Raw genomic sequence first — 16,393 nt, forward strand, 5'->3', positions numbered from 1 at the left:
TTCCAGGGCAAGCCGATCATCGGCATCTGCAACACCTGGTCGGAGCTCACGCCGTGCAACGCCCACTTCCGCAAGATCGCCGAGCACGTCAAGAAGGGCGTGCTGGAAGCCGGCGGCTACCCGCTGGAGTTCCCGGTGTTCTCCAACGGCGAGTCCAACCTGCGCCCCACCGCCATGTTCACCCGCAACCTGGCGAGCATGGACGTCGAGGAGGCAATCCGCGGCAACCCGCTGGACGCGGTGGTGCTGCTGGTCGGCTGCGACAAGACCACTCCGGCGCTGCTGATGGGCGCGGCGAGCTGCGACATTCCCACCATCGTGGTCACCGGCGGGCCGATGCTCAATGGCAAGCACGAGGGCAAGGACATCGGCTCGGGCACCGTGGTCTGGCAACTCTCCGAGCAGGTCAAGGCCGGCAAGATCTCGATCCACGAGTTCATGGCTGCCGAGGCTGGCATGTCGCGCTCGGCCGGGACCTGCAACACCATGGGCACCGCCTCGACCATGGCCTGCATGGCCGAATCGCTGGGCACGTCCTTGCCGCACAACGCGGCGATCCCGGCGGTGGACTCGCGCCGCTACGTGCTCGCCCACCTGTCCGGCAGCCGCATCGTCGAGATGGTCCATGAGGACCTCACGCTCTCGAAGGTCCTCACCAAGGGCGCCTTCGAGAATGCCATCCGCACCAACGCCGCGATCGGCGGCTCGACCAACGCGGTGATTCACCTGAAAGCCATCGCCGGGCGTATCGGCGTGGATCTCGACCTCGACGACTGGACGCGCATCGGCCGCGGCACGCCGACCCTCGTCGACCTGCAGCCCTCCGGGCGCTTCCTGATGGAAGAGTTCTATTACGCTGGCGGGTTGCCCGCGGTACTGCGCCGCCTGGGTGAAGCCGACCGCCTGCCGCACAAGGACGCACTGACCGTCAACGGCAAGACGCTGTGGGACAACGTCAAGGATGCCCCGCAGTACAACGACGAGGTGATCCGGCCGCTGGACAACCCGCTGCGCGAGGACGGGGGCATGTGCGTGCTGCGCGGCAACCTCGCCCCACGCGGCGCGGTGCTCAAGCCCTCGGCGGCGACCCCCGAGCTGATGACCCATCGCGGCCAGGCGGTAGTGTTCGAGGACTTCGACGACTACAAGGCGCGCATCAACGACCCCGACCTCGAGGTCACGGCCGACAGCGTGCTGGTGATGAAGAACTGCGGGCCGCGCGGCTATCACGGCATGGCCGAGGTCGGCAACATGGGCCTGCCGGCCAAGATCCTCGAGCAGGGCATTACCGACATGGTGCGCATCTCGGATGCACGCATGAGCGGTACCGCCTACGGCACCGTGGTGCTGCATGTCGCCCCGGAAGCTGCCGCCGGTGGTCCGCTGGCCGCGGTGCGCAACGGCGACTGGATCGAGCTCGACGCCTATGCCGGCAAGCTGCACCTGGACATCAGCGACGCGGAGCTCGAAGCGCGCCTGGCCGAGTCCGATCCCACCGAAGCGTCCCGGACCATTGCCGCCAGCGGCGGCTACCGCCAGCTCTATATCGAGCGGGTGCTGCAGGCCGACGAGGGCTGCGACTTCGACTTCCTGGTGGGCTGTCGCGGCGCCGAGGTGCCCCGGCACTCGCATTGAAGCATTTCAGCGCTCTGGGATCCGAATCGGCATACGTTCGTTAAGCCTATTACATGGCGGGAGGATGGTTTCCCCGAGTTTGGCCGAGCATAGCGATTAGGTTGCCTGGTTAGCCAAGTTCCCTTGATAGGGCGACGAAACAGAAAAGGAGAGCGGGAATGATAGGCGTGTCTTCCCTGGAATGCGTGTGGGCCGGCCGTGCCCAGCTTGGTGAAGGACCTATATGGTGCCCTGAGCGAGGTGAACAAGGCGAAGTCCTGTTCGTGGACATCCTGGAAGGCCGCCTACATGCCTATGATGTCGCCTCGGGAGTGACGCATGGCTGGTCGCTTGATGAGCCCTGCTGCTGGCTGGTGGCGCGCAATGACGATGACGGTTACATTGCCGGGTTGCGCTCACGTCTGGTACACCTACGCATCGACGACGCCGGCCCCACAGTGGTTGCAGCATGGTCGACGCCCCCCGATGAACCCGCAGGCAATCGCTACAACGACGCCAAGGCCGACCGTTGGGGGCGGCTCTGGTTCGGGTCCATGGACGATGCCGCCGAGCGAGCCACGGGGGCGCTCTACCGTCTCGATGAACGAGGGGTGGTCAGGGTGGATACCGGCTATCGAGTCGCCAATGGTCCGGCGATTAGTCCCGACGGCACTACGCTTTATCACAGCGACACGCCCAGTCGGGTCATCTATGCCTTCGATATTACGCCCGAAGGTGAACTGACCGGCAAGCGCAAGCACGTCACCTTCTCGGGCACGCAGGGCTACCCCGATGGCATGACCTGTGATGCTGAAGGTGGGCTATGGGTCGCCCATTGGGATGGGGGAAGGGTGAGTCGTTTCGCCCCGGATGGCCGACTCGACGAGACGATCCCCATTCCGGCCTCACGGGTAACTTCCTGCGTGTTTGCCGGACGTGAACTGAACCAGCTCTATATCACGACTGCCGCCACCGAACGGGACAGCGAGGCCTTGGCCGGCGCGCTGTTTCGGATGACGTTGGGTGTGAAGGGCGTACCGTCGGCCACATTCCGCTGCCCGCCATCTGCAGCCCCGTTACGGGCCTGAGCGCATGACATGCCGTCTCCGAGACAAGCGCATTTTCGTGACTGGCGCCGCCACGGGGATCGGTGCCGCCATTGCCCGGGCATGTGTCGAGCAGAACGCTGCCGTGTGCCTCGCTGACATCGATTTGGCGGGGGCGCAACGATTGGCGGATACACTGGCTGATGCGGGGCATGAGGTCATCGCCGTCGAGTGTGACATTGCCGAGCGGGCCTCGGTGGAAGCCGCCATGAGCGAGGCTCGCCGTGCCTTGGGTCCGCTGACGACGCTGATCAATAATGCAGGGCAAAACGTGTTTCACGAGCCGCTAACCATGCCCGACGAGGCTTGGCGGCAGTGTATGACAATCGACCTCGAGGGCGCCTGGCACTGTAGTCGTGCCGTGTTGCCCGACTTTCTTGCACAAGGCGGTGGGGTCATCGTCAATATCGCCTCGACACACGCCTTCTCGATCATCAAGGGCTGCTTTCCCTACCCCGTCGCCAAGCATGGCCTGATCGGCCTGACCCGTGCGCTGGGTATCGAATACGCGGCACAGGGTGTGCGGGTCAATGCCATCGCGCCGGGGTATATCGCTACTCCGGCCGTCGATGCACACTGGAAACGCTTCGACGACCCGGCCGCAGCGTTGGCGCAGGTCGAGACGTTGTTGCCGCCTGGGCGCCTGGGACGCCCGGAAGAGGTCGCCATGACTGCCGTGTTCCTGGCCTCGGATGAAGCCCCCTTCATCAATGCCAGCTGCATCACCATCGATGGTGGGCGCAGTGCGGTCTATCACGACTGACACGATGCGCGACCATGAGATTCTGCACCTGCAAATGCAACACGGGGCGGATCCTTGGACCCGCCCCGTGTTGCTAGTGACCCACATCAGTGAGATTTACTCAGGTAGCGCGTAGACCGCGAGCTGGTCGCCGACCTGTTGCTTCAGGATGGTGTTACCGCCCCCGATGAAGGCAACGTATTCACGACCGTTGTACTCGTAAATGGCGGGGTTCGATACGGAAGGCGCCTCGAGCTGGTCCGACCACAGCTCCTCGCCGGTTTCTAGCGAGTAAGCGCGCACTTTGGCATCCATCGACGCGCCGATGAAGATGACACCACCGGCTGTCACTGCCGGGCCACCGATGGTGGGTGAGCCCCAGCTTTCAGGCATGAAGAAGCCGTATTGTTGTGATGCGCCTACCGGGCGGCGCCATTTCACATCACCAGTGGTCATGTCGAGGGCGACAATCTCGCCATAGGGCGGTTCCCAGCAGGGCATGCCTAGCCAGTTCTGCGCTACCTTGAGACGCATGCCATAGGGGGCGCCTTCCTGTGGCGAGAAACCGACTTCGTTACCCGAACCGCTATCGGCCTGGTCGTAATCCTCGCGTGTGTAGAGTTTCAGGTACTGCACGATATGCGAAGTATTAACGATCGCGGTCTGGCTCTCGGGGTCGAAGGCAACGCCGCCCCACTGCACACCACCGGAACTGTCAGGATAGGTCAGCGTGCCTTCGCCCCGCGTGGTGGGCGGGGTGTACATGCCTTCATACCAAAGGTCGTCCCATAGCGCTGAACACTGACCTGCGCTGATGGCATCGGCAAGCCACCAGACTTTTGGCTTTTCTGCCTGATCGAGCAAGGGAGCGGGCTTGGTCGGGAAGGGCTGGGTCGGGGCGTAAACCTCGCCGTCGACGGTGCCATCGCCGCCCGGAACAGGGCGCTCCTCGATCGGCCAGACATCCTCACCGGTCAATCGGTTGACGACGAACAGGAAGCCCTGCTTGGTTGACTGGATCAATGCCGGAATTTCCTCGCCTTCAACAGTGATGTCCATAAGCGTCGGCGCGGCATTGATATCGTAGTCCCATATATCGTGATGAACCCACTGGCGCGACCAGACTACGTCACCCGTATCCACGTCGAGTGCCGTAGTAGACGTGGCCAATGGCGCCTTTTCGGTCCGGTTGCCACCCCAATAGTTCGGTGACGGCGAGGAGACCGGAAGGTAAACGAGACCGTTCTGCTCGTCAGCCGACATATGCGTCCACACATTGGCGGTGCCGCTTTTTTCGCGTAGTTCCTCGGGCAGGGCCTGGAAGGTCCATTCGCGCTCGCCGGTACGGGCATTAATCGAGAAAACGGTCCCGGGTGGGGCTTGCTCATAAGCCCAGTCCTTGCCGGCCCAGCCGAGAATCAGGTGATCGCCGACCACGATCGGGGGCTGCAGCAGCGACAGCGGCCAGCGGTCGTTGGTGTCATTCCACTGATTGACATCGAGCACGCCGTTGTTGGCGAAGCCTTGGCATTGTTCGCCGCTATCGGCATCGACCGCGAAAAGCTGTGCGTCCATCGTGCCCAGGTAGACGATCTTCTGGCAGGGCTCTCCGTCGACTGGGTTTTCAGCCTCCCAGTAGGCGACACCGCGATTTTTCAATGCGGGCTGGGTCAGGGCCTCGAGCGTGGATTGCGTGTCGAAACTCCACTTCTCGTCGCCGGTCGCAGGGTCAAGCGCAAGGATCCGATAAAACGGCGTGCCGATATAGAGCGTATCGTTGGCAAAGACCGGGGTCGCGGACCAGACCGTGGGAGGTAGCTCGCCTGAACCATCCGCAACATCGCCGGTATGTACTTCCCAGACTTTTTCCAGCTCGCCAACATTGTCGGCGGTGATCTGGTCGAGCGGGCTGTATTTCTGCGCGTTGAGTTGGCCGTGGAAACTATCCCAGGTGGGCTGTTCGGGAACCAGCGGGATCGGAGCGGCGTCCGCTTCTGGAGTAGACGCCTCCTGCGCTGTGGCGTTTTCCTGTGTCGCCGGCTGGCCTTGAGCGCTGGGCTGGTCCTGCCCCTGATCGTTCTGCTGCTCCTGAGCCAGCAGCGGCGCGGGAATGAGGTAAAGCGCCAGCGCGGTGGCCGGGGCCAGGCGTTGTGTGGCGAACCTGAAAGGGCGTTTCGCGGTGAGTCTGAATGACGGCATGGAGCGGCTCCTCATGAGTGGATGTGGCGACCTGCGCGGACCATGTCGAGGATCAACCCGACAAGACCAGCCACCATGGCGACGCCGAGCCACCATAGGTGCAGGAGGAGCCCTGCGAAAAAGGTGCCTGCGAGACCCAGCAGGATCACTATGCGCAGCGCGATGCGAATCCCGCGCCCTTTCAGCGCAGCGAGCGCGAGCGCCATGACAGCAAGCGCGATGCAGGCCAGGATGGTGATGAGCGCGCCGAGCGTACCCGTGACACCGGTCAGCGGGGTGTAATAGGCGTAGAGGGCGATGGCAAGCCCCGCGAGCGAGGACGCCATGATCAAGATGGCGCCCCATCTGGGTGAGTTAGATGGCGACATGTCGTTTCTGTCTCCTTGTGAGCCTGAAGGGGAACCCTTGGAGTCAGTTGTTTTCTGTTAGCCGGAAAACAATGAGCCTGTTAGGTTAGCAGAAAGCCGTATTCCTTTTATTGAAGGAGCATTCGCGACGCCTCAACAACGCCTGGATAAGCCCACAAAGGGCTCTCATCGCGCTATTCTGAGCCGACCAATTCCACAGGAGACGCTGAATGACCATCACGCTGGAGAACACCTTGCTCAGATTGGAAGTCGCCCCCGAAGTGGGCGGCTCGGTGGTGCGTTTCGAAGCACTGCGCAAGGATGGGGCCATCGACCTGTTTCGGCCCAGCTCGCCCGAAGAAACCGATGCCAACCATATGGCACTGTTTCCGCTGGTACCGTGGTCCAATCGCATTAGCGGCGACGGGTTCGAGTGGCAGGGGGAGCATTATCCATTGGCGCCCAATCGTGACGATCAGCGCTTCCCCATTCATGGCGATGGCTGGCAGCAGGCCTGGACGGTACGTCAGCGCACCGCCAACCAACTGACACTAGCATTGGAATCCCGGCACCAGCCTCCATTCGACTACCGAGCCTCCCTCATTTACCGCATCGATGGCGCAGCCCTGACGGTCGAATTGGTCGTCACTCACCTGGGCGAGCAACCCGCCCCCTACGGCCTGGGTGTGCACCCCTGGTTCCCGCGAACCGACGATGTGCGCATCGATGCGCCAAGCGATGGCGTCTGGGAGGTAGACGAGGCCCAGCTGCCGACGCAGTGGCGCGCCATCGACGACAAGCCCGAGTGGAACTTTCATCAAGACGGCGCTCTGCCCGGGGAAAAGATCGATAACCTGTTCACCGGCTGGAATGGCCATGCCCGGTTACGCTGGCCGTCGCGCGACTTGACCCTCTACATTGATACCGACCCGGCCTGCCCGCGATATCTCGTCTACTCTCCGGGGGCAAGTGCGGACTTTTTCTGTTTCGAACCGATCACACACGACGTTGACGCGCATCATCGCCAAGCTCCGCTCGACCACGGACTGATCGAGCTAGGCAAGGGACAGACGATCCGGTCACGCTATCGTTTCCAGGTCACCGCGTAGTTACCGTTTCGGTCATCGCGCGATCTGACTTCAACGGCGTGTCCGGTCATGGCGTCAGCGTCCGAAAGGAGGCAAGCATGACCACGACGATTCACGGCAAGCAGTTCATCGCTGGCACCCGCGTTGCGGAGGGAGGCCACACCGAGCTGTACAGTATCGATGCCGTTAGCGGGGAGGCCTATGAACAACCGTTCTATGAAGCCACCCCGCAGGACGTGACGGCGGCGGCGCGGGCCGCTGCAGATGCCTTTCATCCCTTTCGTGCCATGACGCCGGAAAAGCGGGCAGAGTTTCTCGACACCGTTGCCGATGAGATCGATGCCCTGGGTGATGACTTCATTGCCGAGGTGAAGCGCGAGACAGCGTTGCCCGAGGGGCGCCTGACCGGCGAGCGCTCACGTACCACCAACCAGCTTCGTCTATTCGCCAAGTTGCTTCGCCGAGGCGATTTTCTCGGAGCGCGTATTGACCGGGCCGATCCTGAGCGCCAACCGCCCAAGCCGGATCTGCGCCAAATGAAGCTGGGCTTGGGGCCGGTCGCCGTTTTCGGTGCCAGCAACTTTCCATTGGCGTTTTCGGTAGCCGGGGGCGACACCGCCTCGGCGCTTGCCGCCGGTTGCCCAGTGGTCGTCAAGGCGCACCCAGGACATCTGGTCACTTCAGAGCTTGTTGCCAACGCGATTGTGCGCGCGGTGGAAAATTCCGGGTTGCCCAACGGGGTCTTCAACATGATCTATGGTGACCGGGTCGGCGCCCAACTGGTCCAGGAGCCGGCGATCAAGGCGGTGGGCTTCACCGGCTCGCAGCGTGGTGGCCGGGCGTTGTTCGACCTGGCCAATGCGCGCCCCGAGCCGATTCCGGTATTTGCCGAGATGTCGAGCATCAATCCGATGTTCCTGCTCGATACGGCAATCGAGAAGCGCGGTGATGACATCGCCAAGGGACTGGCCGGCTCGGTGACGATGGGCTGTGGCCAGTTCTGCACCGGACCGGGGCTGATCATCGTCCAGCGCTCGCCGGAAACGACGCGCTTCATCGAGACGCTCGGCGAGCATATTCGCGAATTGCCCGGCCAGACCATGCTCAATGCCGGCATTCTCGACAACTATCAGGAGCGTATCGAGCGATTCAAGGGGCTGGCCGGCATGCAGGCCGCTGCGGTTGGGCCGGCTGAGGGCAACCAGGCAGCTGCGTACTTGTTCAAGGCGGAGAAGGCGCTGCTTTGGTCCAAGGAGTCGCCGCTACTCGAGGAGGTATTCGGTCCGTCTACCGTTGTCGTCGAAGTGGATAGCCCCGAGGAACTGGTCGATGCTGCCCGTTTGCTCAATGGCCAGTTAACGGCAACGATCATGGCGGAGGAAGTCGACCTGGAGCGTCAGCGCGGCCTGATCGAGATTCTCGAAGACAAGGTTGGGCGTTTGCTGTTCAACGGCTACCCCACCGGGGTCGATGTCTGCGATTCCATGGTGCATGGCGGGCCGTATCCGGCAACCACCGATGCCCGGGGCACCTCGGTAGGTACCTTGGCCATTGAGCGCTTCCTGCGCCCGGTGTGCTACCAGAACATGCCGGAGTCATTCCTGCCCGAGCCGCTCAAGAACGCCAATTCGCTGGGACTGTTGCGGCTGGTCGATGGCGAGTATACGCGGGATGCGCTGGCCTGAGCGCACCACCGCCGCTCTAGGCTGAGTCAAGTGTCGGCGTGAATCGCGATGAATCGCTCCGCCGGCACTTCGGGAAGAATTTCGAGACCGGGATGGGCGAAGTAATACCCCTGTTGCCGTGTAATGCCCATACGGTAAAGCCAGCGGGATTCTTCAGCTGTCTCCACGCCTTCGGCCAACAGCCGAATATCGAGTTCCTGCGCCATGCCTGCCGTGGCGCGGATCATCGCCTGACGCCGCGTATCTTGATCGACGCCCATGACCAGTTGGCGGTCGAGTTTCAGGGTGTCGGGTATCAGGTCGGTAAGCAGGTCGAGATTGGCGTAGCCGGTGCCGAAATCATCGAGTGCCGTGGTAAATCCCATGGCGTGGTAAGTGTCGATGATGTTGTGCAAGTGGCCGCGATCCGTGACGCTTTCGGTCTCGGTAATCTCGAAGTTGATTCGGCGCGTTGGCCAGCCGACACGCTGGCATGCTTCCAGGGTCGCCTGGATGCAGGCGTTGGGCTCGTAGACGGCGTTGGGCAGAAAGTTGATCGACAGCGTAGCCTGCATGTCGAGGCGACTGGCCAGTTCGATGGCCTTGACGCGGCAGGCCTGATCGAACAAATACAGTACCGTGTCGTCGACCTGCTCAAGAATGCTGCCCGCTGACTGGCCCTGTGGGCCGCGTACCAAGGCCTCGTAGGCCACGACCTTGGCCATCGCCACGTCGACGATCGGCTGGAACGCCATGGTGAAGTCGAACGACAAGGCACCGTCACAGCGGCCACAGTGGCCGGCGACTCTCGCACAGTGAGACATGGTTTCTTTCCCTTTCCCTCGTTCGGATGAAAGCCGTCTGGGTTCGTCCGGTTATCGGCCGGACAGACCGAGGCTTAACTGTCCCTTGTGCTCGTGGTGTCCGGTCCCCTCCCGGTCCGGACAACCAGAAGCACACCGGCAATGGCGATCGCCATGCCAAGTAGCGCCACGGGCCCCAGGGTCTCATCGAACAGCAACCACGCCTCCAGGGCGGTGAGTGGAGGGACCAGATAAAACAGGCTGGCGACACGCGAGGCCGCACCGCGCCGGATCAACGCCATCAACAGCAGAATGGCGCTGATCGACAGGCCCAGCACTAACCAGGCCAGGGTGAGCATGAAGGTGAGTGTCCATTCGACCTCACGATTTTCCAGCCACAGGGCGCCGATACCGAGTGCCGCACCCGCGGCCACGTACTGCACTACGCTGCCGGTAAGCAAAGGCATCTCGGCGCAAAAGCGTTTCTGGTAAAGCGTTCCTGCTGAGATAGCGAGAAGTGAGGCGAAGACGCAACCCAGGGCGCCCAGGCCGAATCCCGCGAAGAGGTGACCATCGCCCGGTGCCAGCTTGCCACTAAGTACCAGGGTGATGCCGACCAGGCCCATGACAAGCCCCAGCCATTGCCAGCGCGACAGGCGTTCGCCCAGCAGGGGAAGGGCGAGGGCCGAGGTCAGCAGCGGTTGCAGGCCGACCAGCAGCGAGGCCAGGCCGGCCGGCAAGCCGAGTTGGATGGCGTAGAACACCCCGCTCAGATAGACCCCGTGCACCAGCAACCCTGTCACGGCGGCATGCCCCCAGAGCCGGGGGGAACGGGGCCACGCGGCTTTGAAAAGCCAGACCAGGGGGAGCATGACCAGCACGGTCAGGACGAAGCGAATGAACAGGAAGGTCAAGGGCTCGGCATAGGGCAGGCCGAACTTGGCGCCAATGAAACCGGTGCTCCACAGCAGTACGAAGACGACCGGCATGGCGGCGAGCCACAAGGTAGACGGCCGGCCTGTCAGCGTCGTCGCACTCATCGGGCCGGGACTCCCGAGGAGGTACCCTCGGCTTCGCGACGACGAATCGGCATGTTGTCAATAATATCGAAGACTTGGCGGGGAGCCACGAAGCCTTCCAGTTGCATTTTCTTGCCGCCATCCATGCCCACCAGAATCACCGTCAACGGGCCGTCTGGCGCCACCTCCATGGCTTCCAGTACGGCCTGCGTCTCGTAAGTAGTCATTGGGCGTCCGGCGCGATGCCCGTTACCTGCCTCGATGCTGTAAAGCACCATCTTGCGCTGCTCAAACTCATCCCGCTGCGCCTGCAGCTGCTCGCGAATGCGGCGGAAGTCGGCATTGTCGAGGCTCGGCGTCACCAGGATAAGAGGGCGGAACAGGCCCCGGTCGGTGACCAGCGGGTTGGCCGGGTTGTCGGCTGCAGATACCTCACTGGGTGAGGGCAAGCCGATCGTCAGGGTTATCAGACTCAGGAGAGCGAACCAGTACCTTGGTCGGAGCATGGCGAGAGTGAGGAAATCGTTGGTTACGGAACCCCAGCAGAACAGATTCATGGGCGAAGTGCCACTGTCGCGACGAGGAGCAGAAGGTTCGTTGGTCGTGCTTTGGTCTAAGAACGTTAATATTTTGTAAATTGGTATGACCAGCACGAGCCCAATCACCATGTGGCCGGATGGCTTTTTTCGCTGAAAAAACCTCCCGAGGCGGAGGGTTAGCGTTGACGGGCATAGATGGAAAGCCAACGCAATTTGGCTAATGTGAGATCTGGGACGCGTTTCCATGGCGAAGCAAGCCGCGCAAGCACAGAGGCGCGCTTCGCAACATGGGGTAGAACAACAAACAACGTTCGTGCACCGCGATGTGCTCGGCCCGAATCCCAGGAGTTATGCCATGCAAGACAAGAATAGCCAATCGCCTGTCATTACCGAGGCCTCCAGCGACTCCGCGCAGGGGAATCATTCCGGCAAGTCACGAACCCGCCGTGACTTTCTCAAGGTCGCCGCCGCCGGCTCCGCAGCTGCGGTCGCCGCGCCCTGGATCAGCAATGCCCAGGCACAGGAGGGCATTCGTATCCGCATGCAGTCCTCGTGGCAGCCGGGCACCACCGGTTACAAGACCTTCGAGAACTGGGCGAATCGTGTCCAGGAGCTGACCAGTGGCGAAGTACGTATCGAGCCATTTCCGGCCGGTGCGGTCGCCGGGGACTTCGAGGTCGCCGATGCCGTGCGCAACGGGGTCCTCGAAGGCCAGAACTGGTTTACCGTCTACTGGCCCGGCAAGATGCCGGCGGGGGTCTTCCTCACCGCTTATCCCATGGGGCTCTCCGATCCGCACCACTGGGACATGATGTTCGGCGCCTATGGTGGGTTCGGTATTGCCAAGGACCTCTACCGTAAACAGGGCCAGGAATTCCTGGGGCATGTCCATCACGACATCAACCTGATTCACTCCAAGGTCCCCCTGCGCAGCCTCGAGGATTTCAAGGGCGTAAAGATCCGCATGCCCGGCGGTATCGTCGCCGAGACCTTCGCCTCCATCGGTGCGCGGACTACGCTGCTGCCGGGCTCGGAGGTCTACCCGGCCCTCGAGAAGGGCACCATCGATGCCTCCGATTACACCGGTGCAGCGGTCAATTACGAGCTGGGCTTCTGGCAAGTGACCGATTACATCATCCTGGGGCCGCCCTCCACGCCGTGCCTGCACCAGGCCGTCGACCTGATGGATATCGGCATCAACCGGCGTGTGTTCGAGCGCATGTCGCCGCATGTCCAGGATCTGATGCATGAGCTCGTCGCCGCCTATTCTCGCGAGCATTACGCTGCCATTCAGGCTGCCAATGCCGAAGCCTGGCCGAAATACAAGGAGAAGGGCGTCGAGATCATTCACCTCTCCGAGGACGATGCCAGTCAATTCCGCAAGGCCGCGATACCACTGTGGTTCAAATGGGCCAACAAGGACCCCGATGCGGCCCGTCTGTTCAAGGCCCACCTGCAAACCATGCAGGATCCGGCCGTGGCGCTAGTCACCGAAGAGGATCTGGCTGGCCAGCAGCTCAACGGCTGAGTTCGTTTCCTAATGCGCTGTATCTGCGTCGTCTCCGGTGGAGGCGGCGCATACGTGTGGGCGATTGTCCGCGGGGAACCGTGTTATCTGCAGGAGTGCTTCTTGATGCCTAAGTGTCGCCACGGGAGAGGGTCATGAATCTACAGGTGAATTTTGTCCTGCCACATTGGCTGTATTGGCTGGTCCTGCTGGCGCTGCCCCTGATCGTGATGTGGCTGGTCGACCGCAGCTTTCGGCGCGGCGGCACGGTCAGTGGAAATACCACCGTCGAAGTGCCGGCCGGAGAGGACGATGCTGGCTATCGCCCGCCGGGCAATGTCCTGACCCGGGTCATTGACAAGATATCGGGATTCACCGGTCGTTACGTTGCCTACTGGTCGCTGATCGCGCCACTGGTCTACTGCTACGAGGTGTTCGTTCGTTACGCCTTGAATTCGCCGACCAACTGGGCGCACGAGTCGATGTTCCTGATGTTCGGCATGCAGTACTTGCTTGCTGGTGCCTTCGCGCTGCGTGAGGGGGGGCACGTGAAGGTAGACATTCTTTATACGCGCGCCTCGCCATTGACCAAGGCGGCGCTGGATCTGATGACCTCGGTGTTCTTCTTCATCTTCGTCTTGGCATTGGTCTCGACGGGATGGAACTTCTTCGCTCAATCGGTCAACCAGGACTTCCTGTTCTTCGGCCAAAGCTACTCCAATGAGACTTCGTTCACCGAATGGGCGGTGCAGTACTACCCGGTGAAGTTCACTCTGGCGTTGGGCGGACTGCTCCTGCTTCTGCAGGGCATCTCGCAGTTCATCAAGGATTACCAGGCATTTCGGTATGCTCGGCAGCAGGCTCAGGGCAGCCGTGTGCTCGCCTGGCTGTTCGTGCTGCTTGGCGTGTTGCTGGGCGCCTACGCGATCCATGAGATCGTCAACGTGGCGGTCAATGAGTACGAGGCTTTCCCGCTGAGCGTGGAGAACAGCCTCTACCAAGTGGATACCGGCACACTGACCGCGCTGATGTTCGGTACGCTGATGCTGGTGTTGATGGCCGGCTTGCCGCTGGCTTTCGTAACTGGCGGGTTGGGGGTGGTATTCCTTTATCTGGTTGGTGATCAGTTCATGCTCAACCTGATCCCGTCGCGCATCTTCCCGATGATGACCAACTACCAGCTCTCGGCGATCCCGCTGTTCATTTTCATGGCGGCGGTGCTGGAGAAGGCGGGGCTGATCGAGGAGCTGTTCGACACCGTCTACAAATGGATGGGGGGGCTCAAGGCGGGCCTGGCGATCGCCACGATCGTTGCCTCGACCCTGCTGGCGGCGATGGTCGGTGTGATCGGTGCAGCGGTAGTCACCATGGGTCTGATTGCGCTACCTGCGATGCTCAAGCGCAAGTACGATCCCGAGATCGCTATCGGCTCGATCATGGCCGGGGGAACGCTGGGCATCCTGATTCCGCCCTCGATATTGGCGATCATCTATGGCGTGGTGGCCCAGCAGTCCGTAGGTGAACTGTACCTGGGCTCATTGGTCCCCGGCCTGTTGCTGGCGGGCATGTATGCTTTCTACTGTTGGCTACGCGGCACGCTCAATCCCAAGGCGGCACCTCCCTTGCCGATGGAAGACCGAGTAAGTACCGCCGAAAAGCTGCGCCTGCTGCGCAAGATGCTGGCGCCGATCATACTGGTCATCGTCGTGCTTGGGGTAATCTTCACCGGCCTGGCTACGCCCGTGGAGGCGGCCGGTATCGGCACGCTCGGCGCCATGGTCGTGGCGGCCATGCATGGCCGCCTGACCTGGCCCAACCTGCATGCTGCATGCATGACCACCTTGGTGGCGACCGCCATGGTGATGTGGATCATCTTCGGCGCGACCATCTTCGTCGGCTTCTACATTCTGCAGGGCGGCCAGGATTTCGTGCAGGAGCTGATCTCGGGTGCCGGGCTGGGCCCCTACGGCGTGTTGATGGTGATGATGGTGCTGCTGGTCGCGCTGGGCATGTTCCTCGACTGGGTCGGCATCCTGCTGCTGGCGGTGCCAATCTTCGTGCCGCTGATTCAGCCTTTGTCGTTCGACGGCCTGCTTGGCCTGCCGGGGGTCGATGCCAGTGACGTGTCGCTGTGGTTCGGCGTTATCTATTTGGTCAACATGCAGATGTCGTTCCTGAGCCCGCCATTCGGTTATGCGCTCTTCTACATCAAAGGGGTGTGCCCGCCGCACATCACCATGGCGCAGATCTTTCGCTCGTCGCTACCCTTCCTGGCCCTGCAGGCACTGGGGCTACTACTGGTGATTCTGTTCCCCGCACTGATTACCTATCTACCCAATCTGGTCTACGGCTGATTTCGTCTGGTCGTCTTCCGGCCCGTCCCATTACTGGGGCGGGCCGTTATCGTTGGGGAGCGACTCGACAGTCGAAGAAGTGTGGGCCAGAGTCATACAGGGTGTTTTGACACCCTGACAGGATTGTCTCGTTGGGCAAGGAGCTGTTTTTCATGGTCTACATTCCCTTGGACTCGAGCCGGGAAAGTTCCGTGGCGCTGTTGCGGGAGGGCAATACCTTCATCTCGACCCGCTGCGAACGCTATGACACTGACATCTTTCGGGCCCGCCTGATGCTGGAGAAGACGATCTGCCTGCGCGGCGAGGCGGCGGCGCGTTTGTTCTATGACGAGGAGCGCTTTACACGCGAAGGAGCCGCCCCCGGCCTGCTCGTCAAGACGCTGTTCGGTGTCGGCGGTGTGCAAGGGCTGGATGGCGAGGCACACCAGGTCCGCAAACGGATGTTTCTGGAACTGATGAGCGATGCCGACATCGACGAGCTGACACGCTTCGCGGCCGAACACTGGCAGCAGGCCATCGGGGGCTGGCAGCGCCAGAAGCAGGTGACCCTTCACCCGGCCGTGCAGTTGATCCATTTTCGCGCCGTGTGCCGGTGGGCAGGGGTGCCAATCGATGCCGACGAGGCCGAGACGCGTTGTGCCGATCAGGCTGCGATGATCGATGGCGCCGGTGGCATTGCCATCCGGCACTGGCAGGCCCGGCGTGCCCGCAAACGCTCGGAAACGTGGATGGCCGAGCTGGTCGAACAGGTGCGGAGTAATCGAATCCAGGTCGACGAGGATCGCGCCCTGTTTCGGGTCAGCTGGCACCGTGATGCACAAGGCGAGCTGCTGACGCCGCAGGTAGCGGCAGTCGAGATGCTCAACCTGCTACGCCCGACGGTGGCGATTGCCCGTTTCGTCGCTTTCGCCGCGCTGGCTTTGCATGAGCATCCGACCTGGTACGAGACGCTGCGCGATAACGATACCTGGCTTGAGCCGTTCGTGCAGGAGGTGCGCCGCGTTTACGGGTTCTTCCCGTTCCTGGCGGCGCGTGTGCGCGACGACTTCGAGTGGAACGGTTACCACTTTTCAAAGGGACGGCGGGTCATGCTGGATCTCTACGGCACCAATCGCGACCCGCGTTCATGGGAGCGGCCCGAGGCGTTCCGGCCCGAGCGCTTCGAACAGGAGTCCATTAATGCCTACAACTTCCTGCCGCAGGGTGGCGGCGATCATGCCGTCAACCATCGCTGCCCGGGTGAATGGTTCACTATCGCCCTGATGAAGGAGGCCGTACGGCAGTTGACCCGGCATATGACGTATTCGGTGCCACCTCAGGACCTAAGTGTCGACTGGTCGAGGTTACCGATCATCCCTGAGAGTCGCTTCATCATCGAGTCGGTCAGGCCGGTAATCCCGGCCTGACGATG

13 protein-coding genes are annotated in these 16,393 nt (G+C 61.9%); 8 read left to right on the forward strand and 5 right to left on the reverse strand.

The window, feature by feature from the left end; all coding sequences use genetic code 11:
• From F568_RS0117440 to F568_RS0117450, 3 genes are all read left to right on the forward strand, one after another.
• A partial coding sequence (locus tag F568_RS0117440; RefSeq protein ID WP_019020052.1) for an IlvD/Edd family dehydratase occupies positions 1-1,635 on the forward strand: 1,635 nt, incomplete at its 5' end.
• A gap of 158 nt (positions 1,636-1,793) precedes the next feature.
• On the forward strand, positions 1,794-2,702 hold the full coding sequence (locus F568_RS23130) for an SMP-30/gluconolactonase/LRE family protein (RefSeq protein WP_019020053.1): 909 nt from the start codon (positions 1,794-1,796) through the stop codon (positions 2,700-2,702).
• A gap of 4 nt (positions 2,703-2,706) precedes the next feature.
• The gene (locus F568_RS0117450; protein ID WP_019020054.1) at positions 2,707-3,483 is read left to right on the forward strand and encodes an SDR family oxidoreductase; all 777 of its coding nucleotides are present in this window, start codon (positions 2,707-2,709) and stop codon (positions 3,481-3,483) included.
• Between the two features lie 96 nt (positions 3,484-3,579).
• Here the strand turns inward: F568_RS0117450 and F568_RS0117455 are convergent, their stop codons facing one another.
• Together F568_RS0117455 and F568_RS0117460 are read right to left on the reverse strand one after the other, a co-directional pair.
• Positions 3,580-5,661, reverse strand: a complete 2,082-nt coding sequence (locus tag F568_RS0117455) for a pyrroloquinoline quinone-dependent dehydrogenase (RefSeq protein ID WP_019020055.1) — start codon at positions 5,659-5,661, stop codon at positions 3,580-3,582.
• 11 nt (positions 5,662-5,672) lie between these two features.
• Positions 5,673-6,029, reverse strand: a complete 357-nt coding sequence (locus F568_RS0117460) for a hypothetical protein (RefSeq protein WP_019020056.1) — start codon at positions 6,027-6,029, stop codon at positions 5,673-5,675.
• 209 nt (positions 6,030-6,238) lie between these two features.
• Between F568_RS0117460 and F568_RS0117465 the strand changes: the two genes are divergently transcribed.
• Both F568_RS0117465 and F568_RS0117470 read left to right on the forward strand, forming a co-directional pair.
• Positions 6,239-7,117, forward strand: coding sequence for an aldose 1-epimerase (locus F568_RS0117465; protein ID WP_019020057.1), 879 nt, complete (start codon positions 6,239-6,241; stop codon positions 7,115-7,117).
• A gap of 77 nt (positions 7,118-7,194) precedes the next feature.
• Positions 7,195-8,781: an aldehyde dehydrogenase (NADP(+)) gene (locus F568_RS0117470; RefSeq protein WP_019020058.1), complete on the forward strand. Its 1,587-nt coding sequence runs from the start codon at positions 7,195-7,197 to the stop codon at positions 8,779-8,781.
• Positions 8,782-8,807: 26 nt separating this feature from the next.
• On the opposite strand, the gene F568_RS0117475 is transcribed toward F568_RS0117470, so the two are convergent.
• The 3 genes from F568_RS0117475 to F568_RS0117485 form a co-directional block, all read right to left on the reverse strand.
• Positions 8,808-9,584 (reverse strand): EAL domain-containing protein, encoded by a 777-nt coding sequence (locus F568_RS0117475; RefSeq protein WP_019020059.1) that lies wholly within the window; start codon positions 9,582-9,584, stop codon positions 8,808-8,810.
• 74 nt (positions 9,585-9,658) lie between these two features.
• Positions 9,659-10,603, reverse strand: a complete 945-nt coding sequence (locus tag F568_RS0117480; protein ID WP_019020060.1) for a DMT family transporter — start codon at positions 10,601-10,603, stop codon at positions 9,659-9,661.
• Positions 10,600-11,139: a DUF4174 domain-containing protein gene (locus F568_RS0117485; protein WP_229804300.1), complete on the reverse strand. Its 540-nt coding sequence runs from the start codon at positions 11,137-11,139 to the stop codon at positions 10,600-10,602. Before F568_RS0117485 ends, F568_RS0117480 begins: the two co-directional genes overlap by 4 nt.
• Positions 11,140-11,476: 337 nt before the next feature.
• Here F568_RS0117485 and dctP point away from each other — a divergent pair, with 337 nt between their 5' ends.
• The 3 genes from dctP to F568_RS0117500 all read left to right on the forward strand — a co-directional run bounded on the left by dctP (position 11,477) and on the right by F568_RS0117500 (position 16,388).
• Positions 11,477-12,649 (forward strand): TRAP transporter substrate-binding protein DctP, encoded by a 1,173-nt coding sequence (gene dctP / locus F568_RS0117490; protein WP_019020062.1) that lies wholly within the window; start codon positions 11,477-11,479, stop codon positions 12,647-12,649.
• Positions 12,650-12,783: 134 nt separating this feature from the next.
• The gene (locus tag F568_RS0117495) at positions 12,784-14,982 is read left to right on the forward strand and encodes a TRAP transporter large permease subunit (protein ID WP_019020063.1); all 2,199 of its coding nucleotides are present in this window, start codon (positions 12,784-12,786) and stop codon (positions 14,980-14,982) included.
• 152 nt (positions 14,983-15,134) lie between these two features.
• Entirely contained in the window at positions 15,135-16,388 is a 1,254-nt protein-coding gene (locus tag F568_RS0117500) for a cytochrome P450 (protein WP_026300634.1), read from the forward strand.
• The last annotated feature ends 5 nt before the right edge of the window (positions 16,389-16,393 follow it).

The sequence above is a fragment of the Modicisalibacter luteus DSM 23508 genome (assembly GCF_000378505.1).
GTDB lineage: Bacteria > Pseudomonadota > Gammaproteobacteria > Pseudomonadales > Halomonadaceae > Modicisalibacter > Modicisalibacter luteus.

Excerpts from the sequence above, each read along its gene's own strand:
- F568_RS0117470 (WP_019020058.1), top strand. The coding sequence starts at position 7,195 with ATGACCACGACGATTCACGGCAAGCAGTTCATCGCTGGCACCCGCGTT.
- F568_RS0117480 (WP_019020060.1), bottom strand. The coding sequence starts at position 10,603 with ATGAGTGCGACGACGCTGACAGGCCGGCCGTCTACCTTGTGGCTCGCC.
- F568_RS0117495 (WP_019020063.1), top strand. The coding sequence starts at position 12,784 with ATGAATCTACAGGTGAATTTTGTCCTGCCACATTGGCTGTATTGGCTG.
- F568_RS0117485 (WP_229804300.1), bottom strand. The coding sequence starts at position 11,139 with ATGAATCTGTTCTGCTGGGGTTCCGTAACCAACGATTTCCTCACTCTC.
- F568_RS0117465 (WP_019020057.1), top strand. The coding sequence starts at position 6,239 with ATGACCATCACGCTGGAGAACACCTTGCTCAGATTGGAAGTCGCCCCC.
- F568_RS23130 (WP_019020053.1), top strand. The coding sequence starts at position 1,794 with ATGATAGGCGTGTCTTCCCTGGAATGCGTGTGGGCCGGCCGTGCCCAG.
- F568_RS0117450 (WP_019020054.1), top strand. The coding sequence starts at position 2,707 with ATGACATGCCGTCTCCGAGACAAGCGCATTTTCGTGACTGGCGCCGCC.
- F568_RS0117460 (WP_019020056.1), bottom strand. The coding sequence starts at position 6,029 with ATGTCGCCATCTAACTCACCCAGATGGGGCGCCATCTTGATCATGGCG.
- F568_RS0117455 (WP_019020055.1), bottom strand. The coding sequence starts at position 5,661 with ATGCCGTCATTCAGACTCACCGCGAAACGCCCTTTCAGGTTCGCCACA.
- dctP (WP_019020062.1), top strand. The coding sequence starts at position 11,477 with ATGCAAGACAAGAATAGCCAATCGCCTGTCATTACCGAGGCCTCCAGC.
- F568_RS0117500 (WP_026300634.1), top strand. The coding sequence starts at position 15,135 with ATGGTCTACATTCCCTTGGACTCGAGCCGGGAAAGTTCCGTGGCGCTG.
- F568_RS0117475 (WP_019020059.1), bottom strand. The coding sequence starts at position 9,584 with ATGTCTCACTGTGCGAGAGTCGCCGGCCACTGTGGCCGCTGTGACGGT.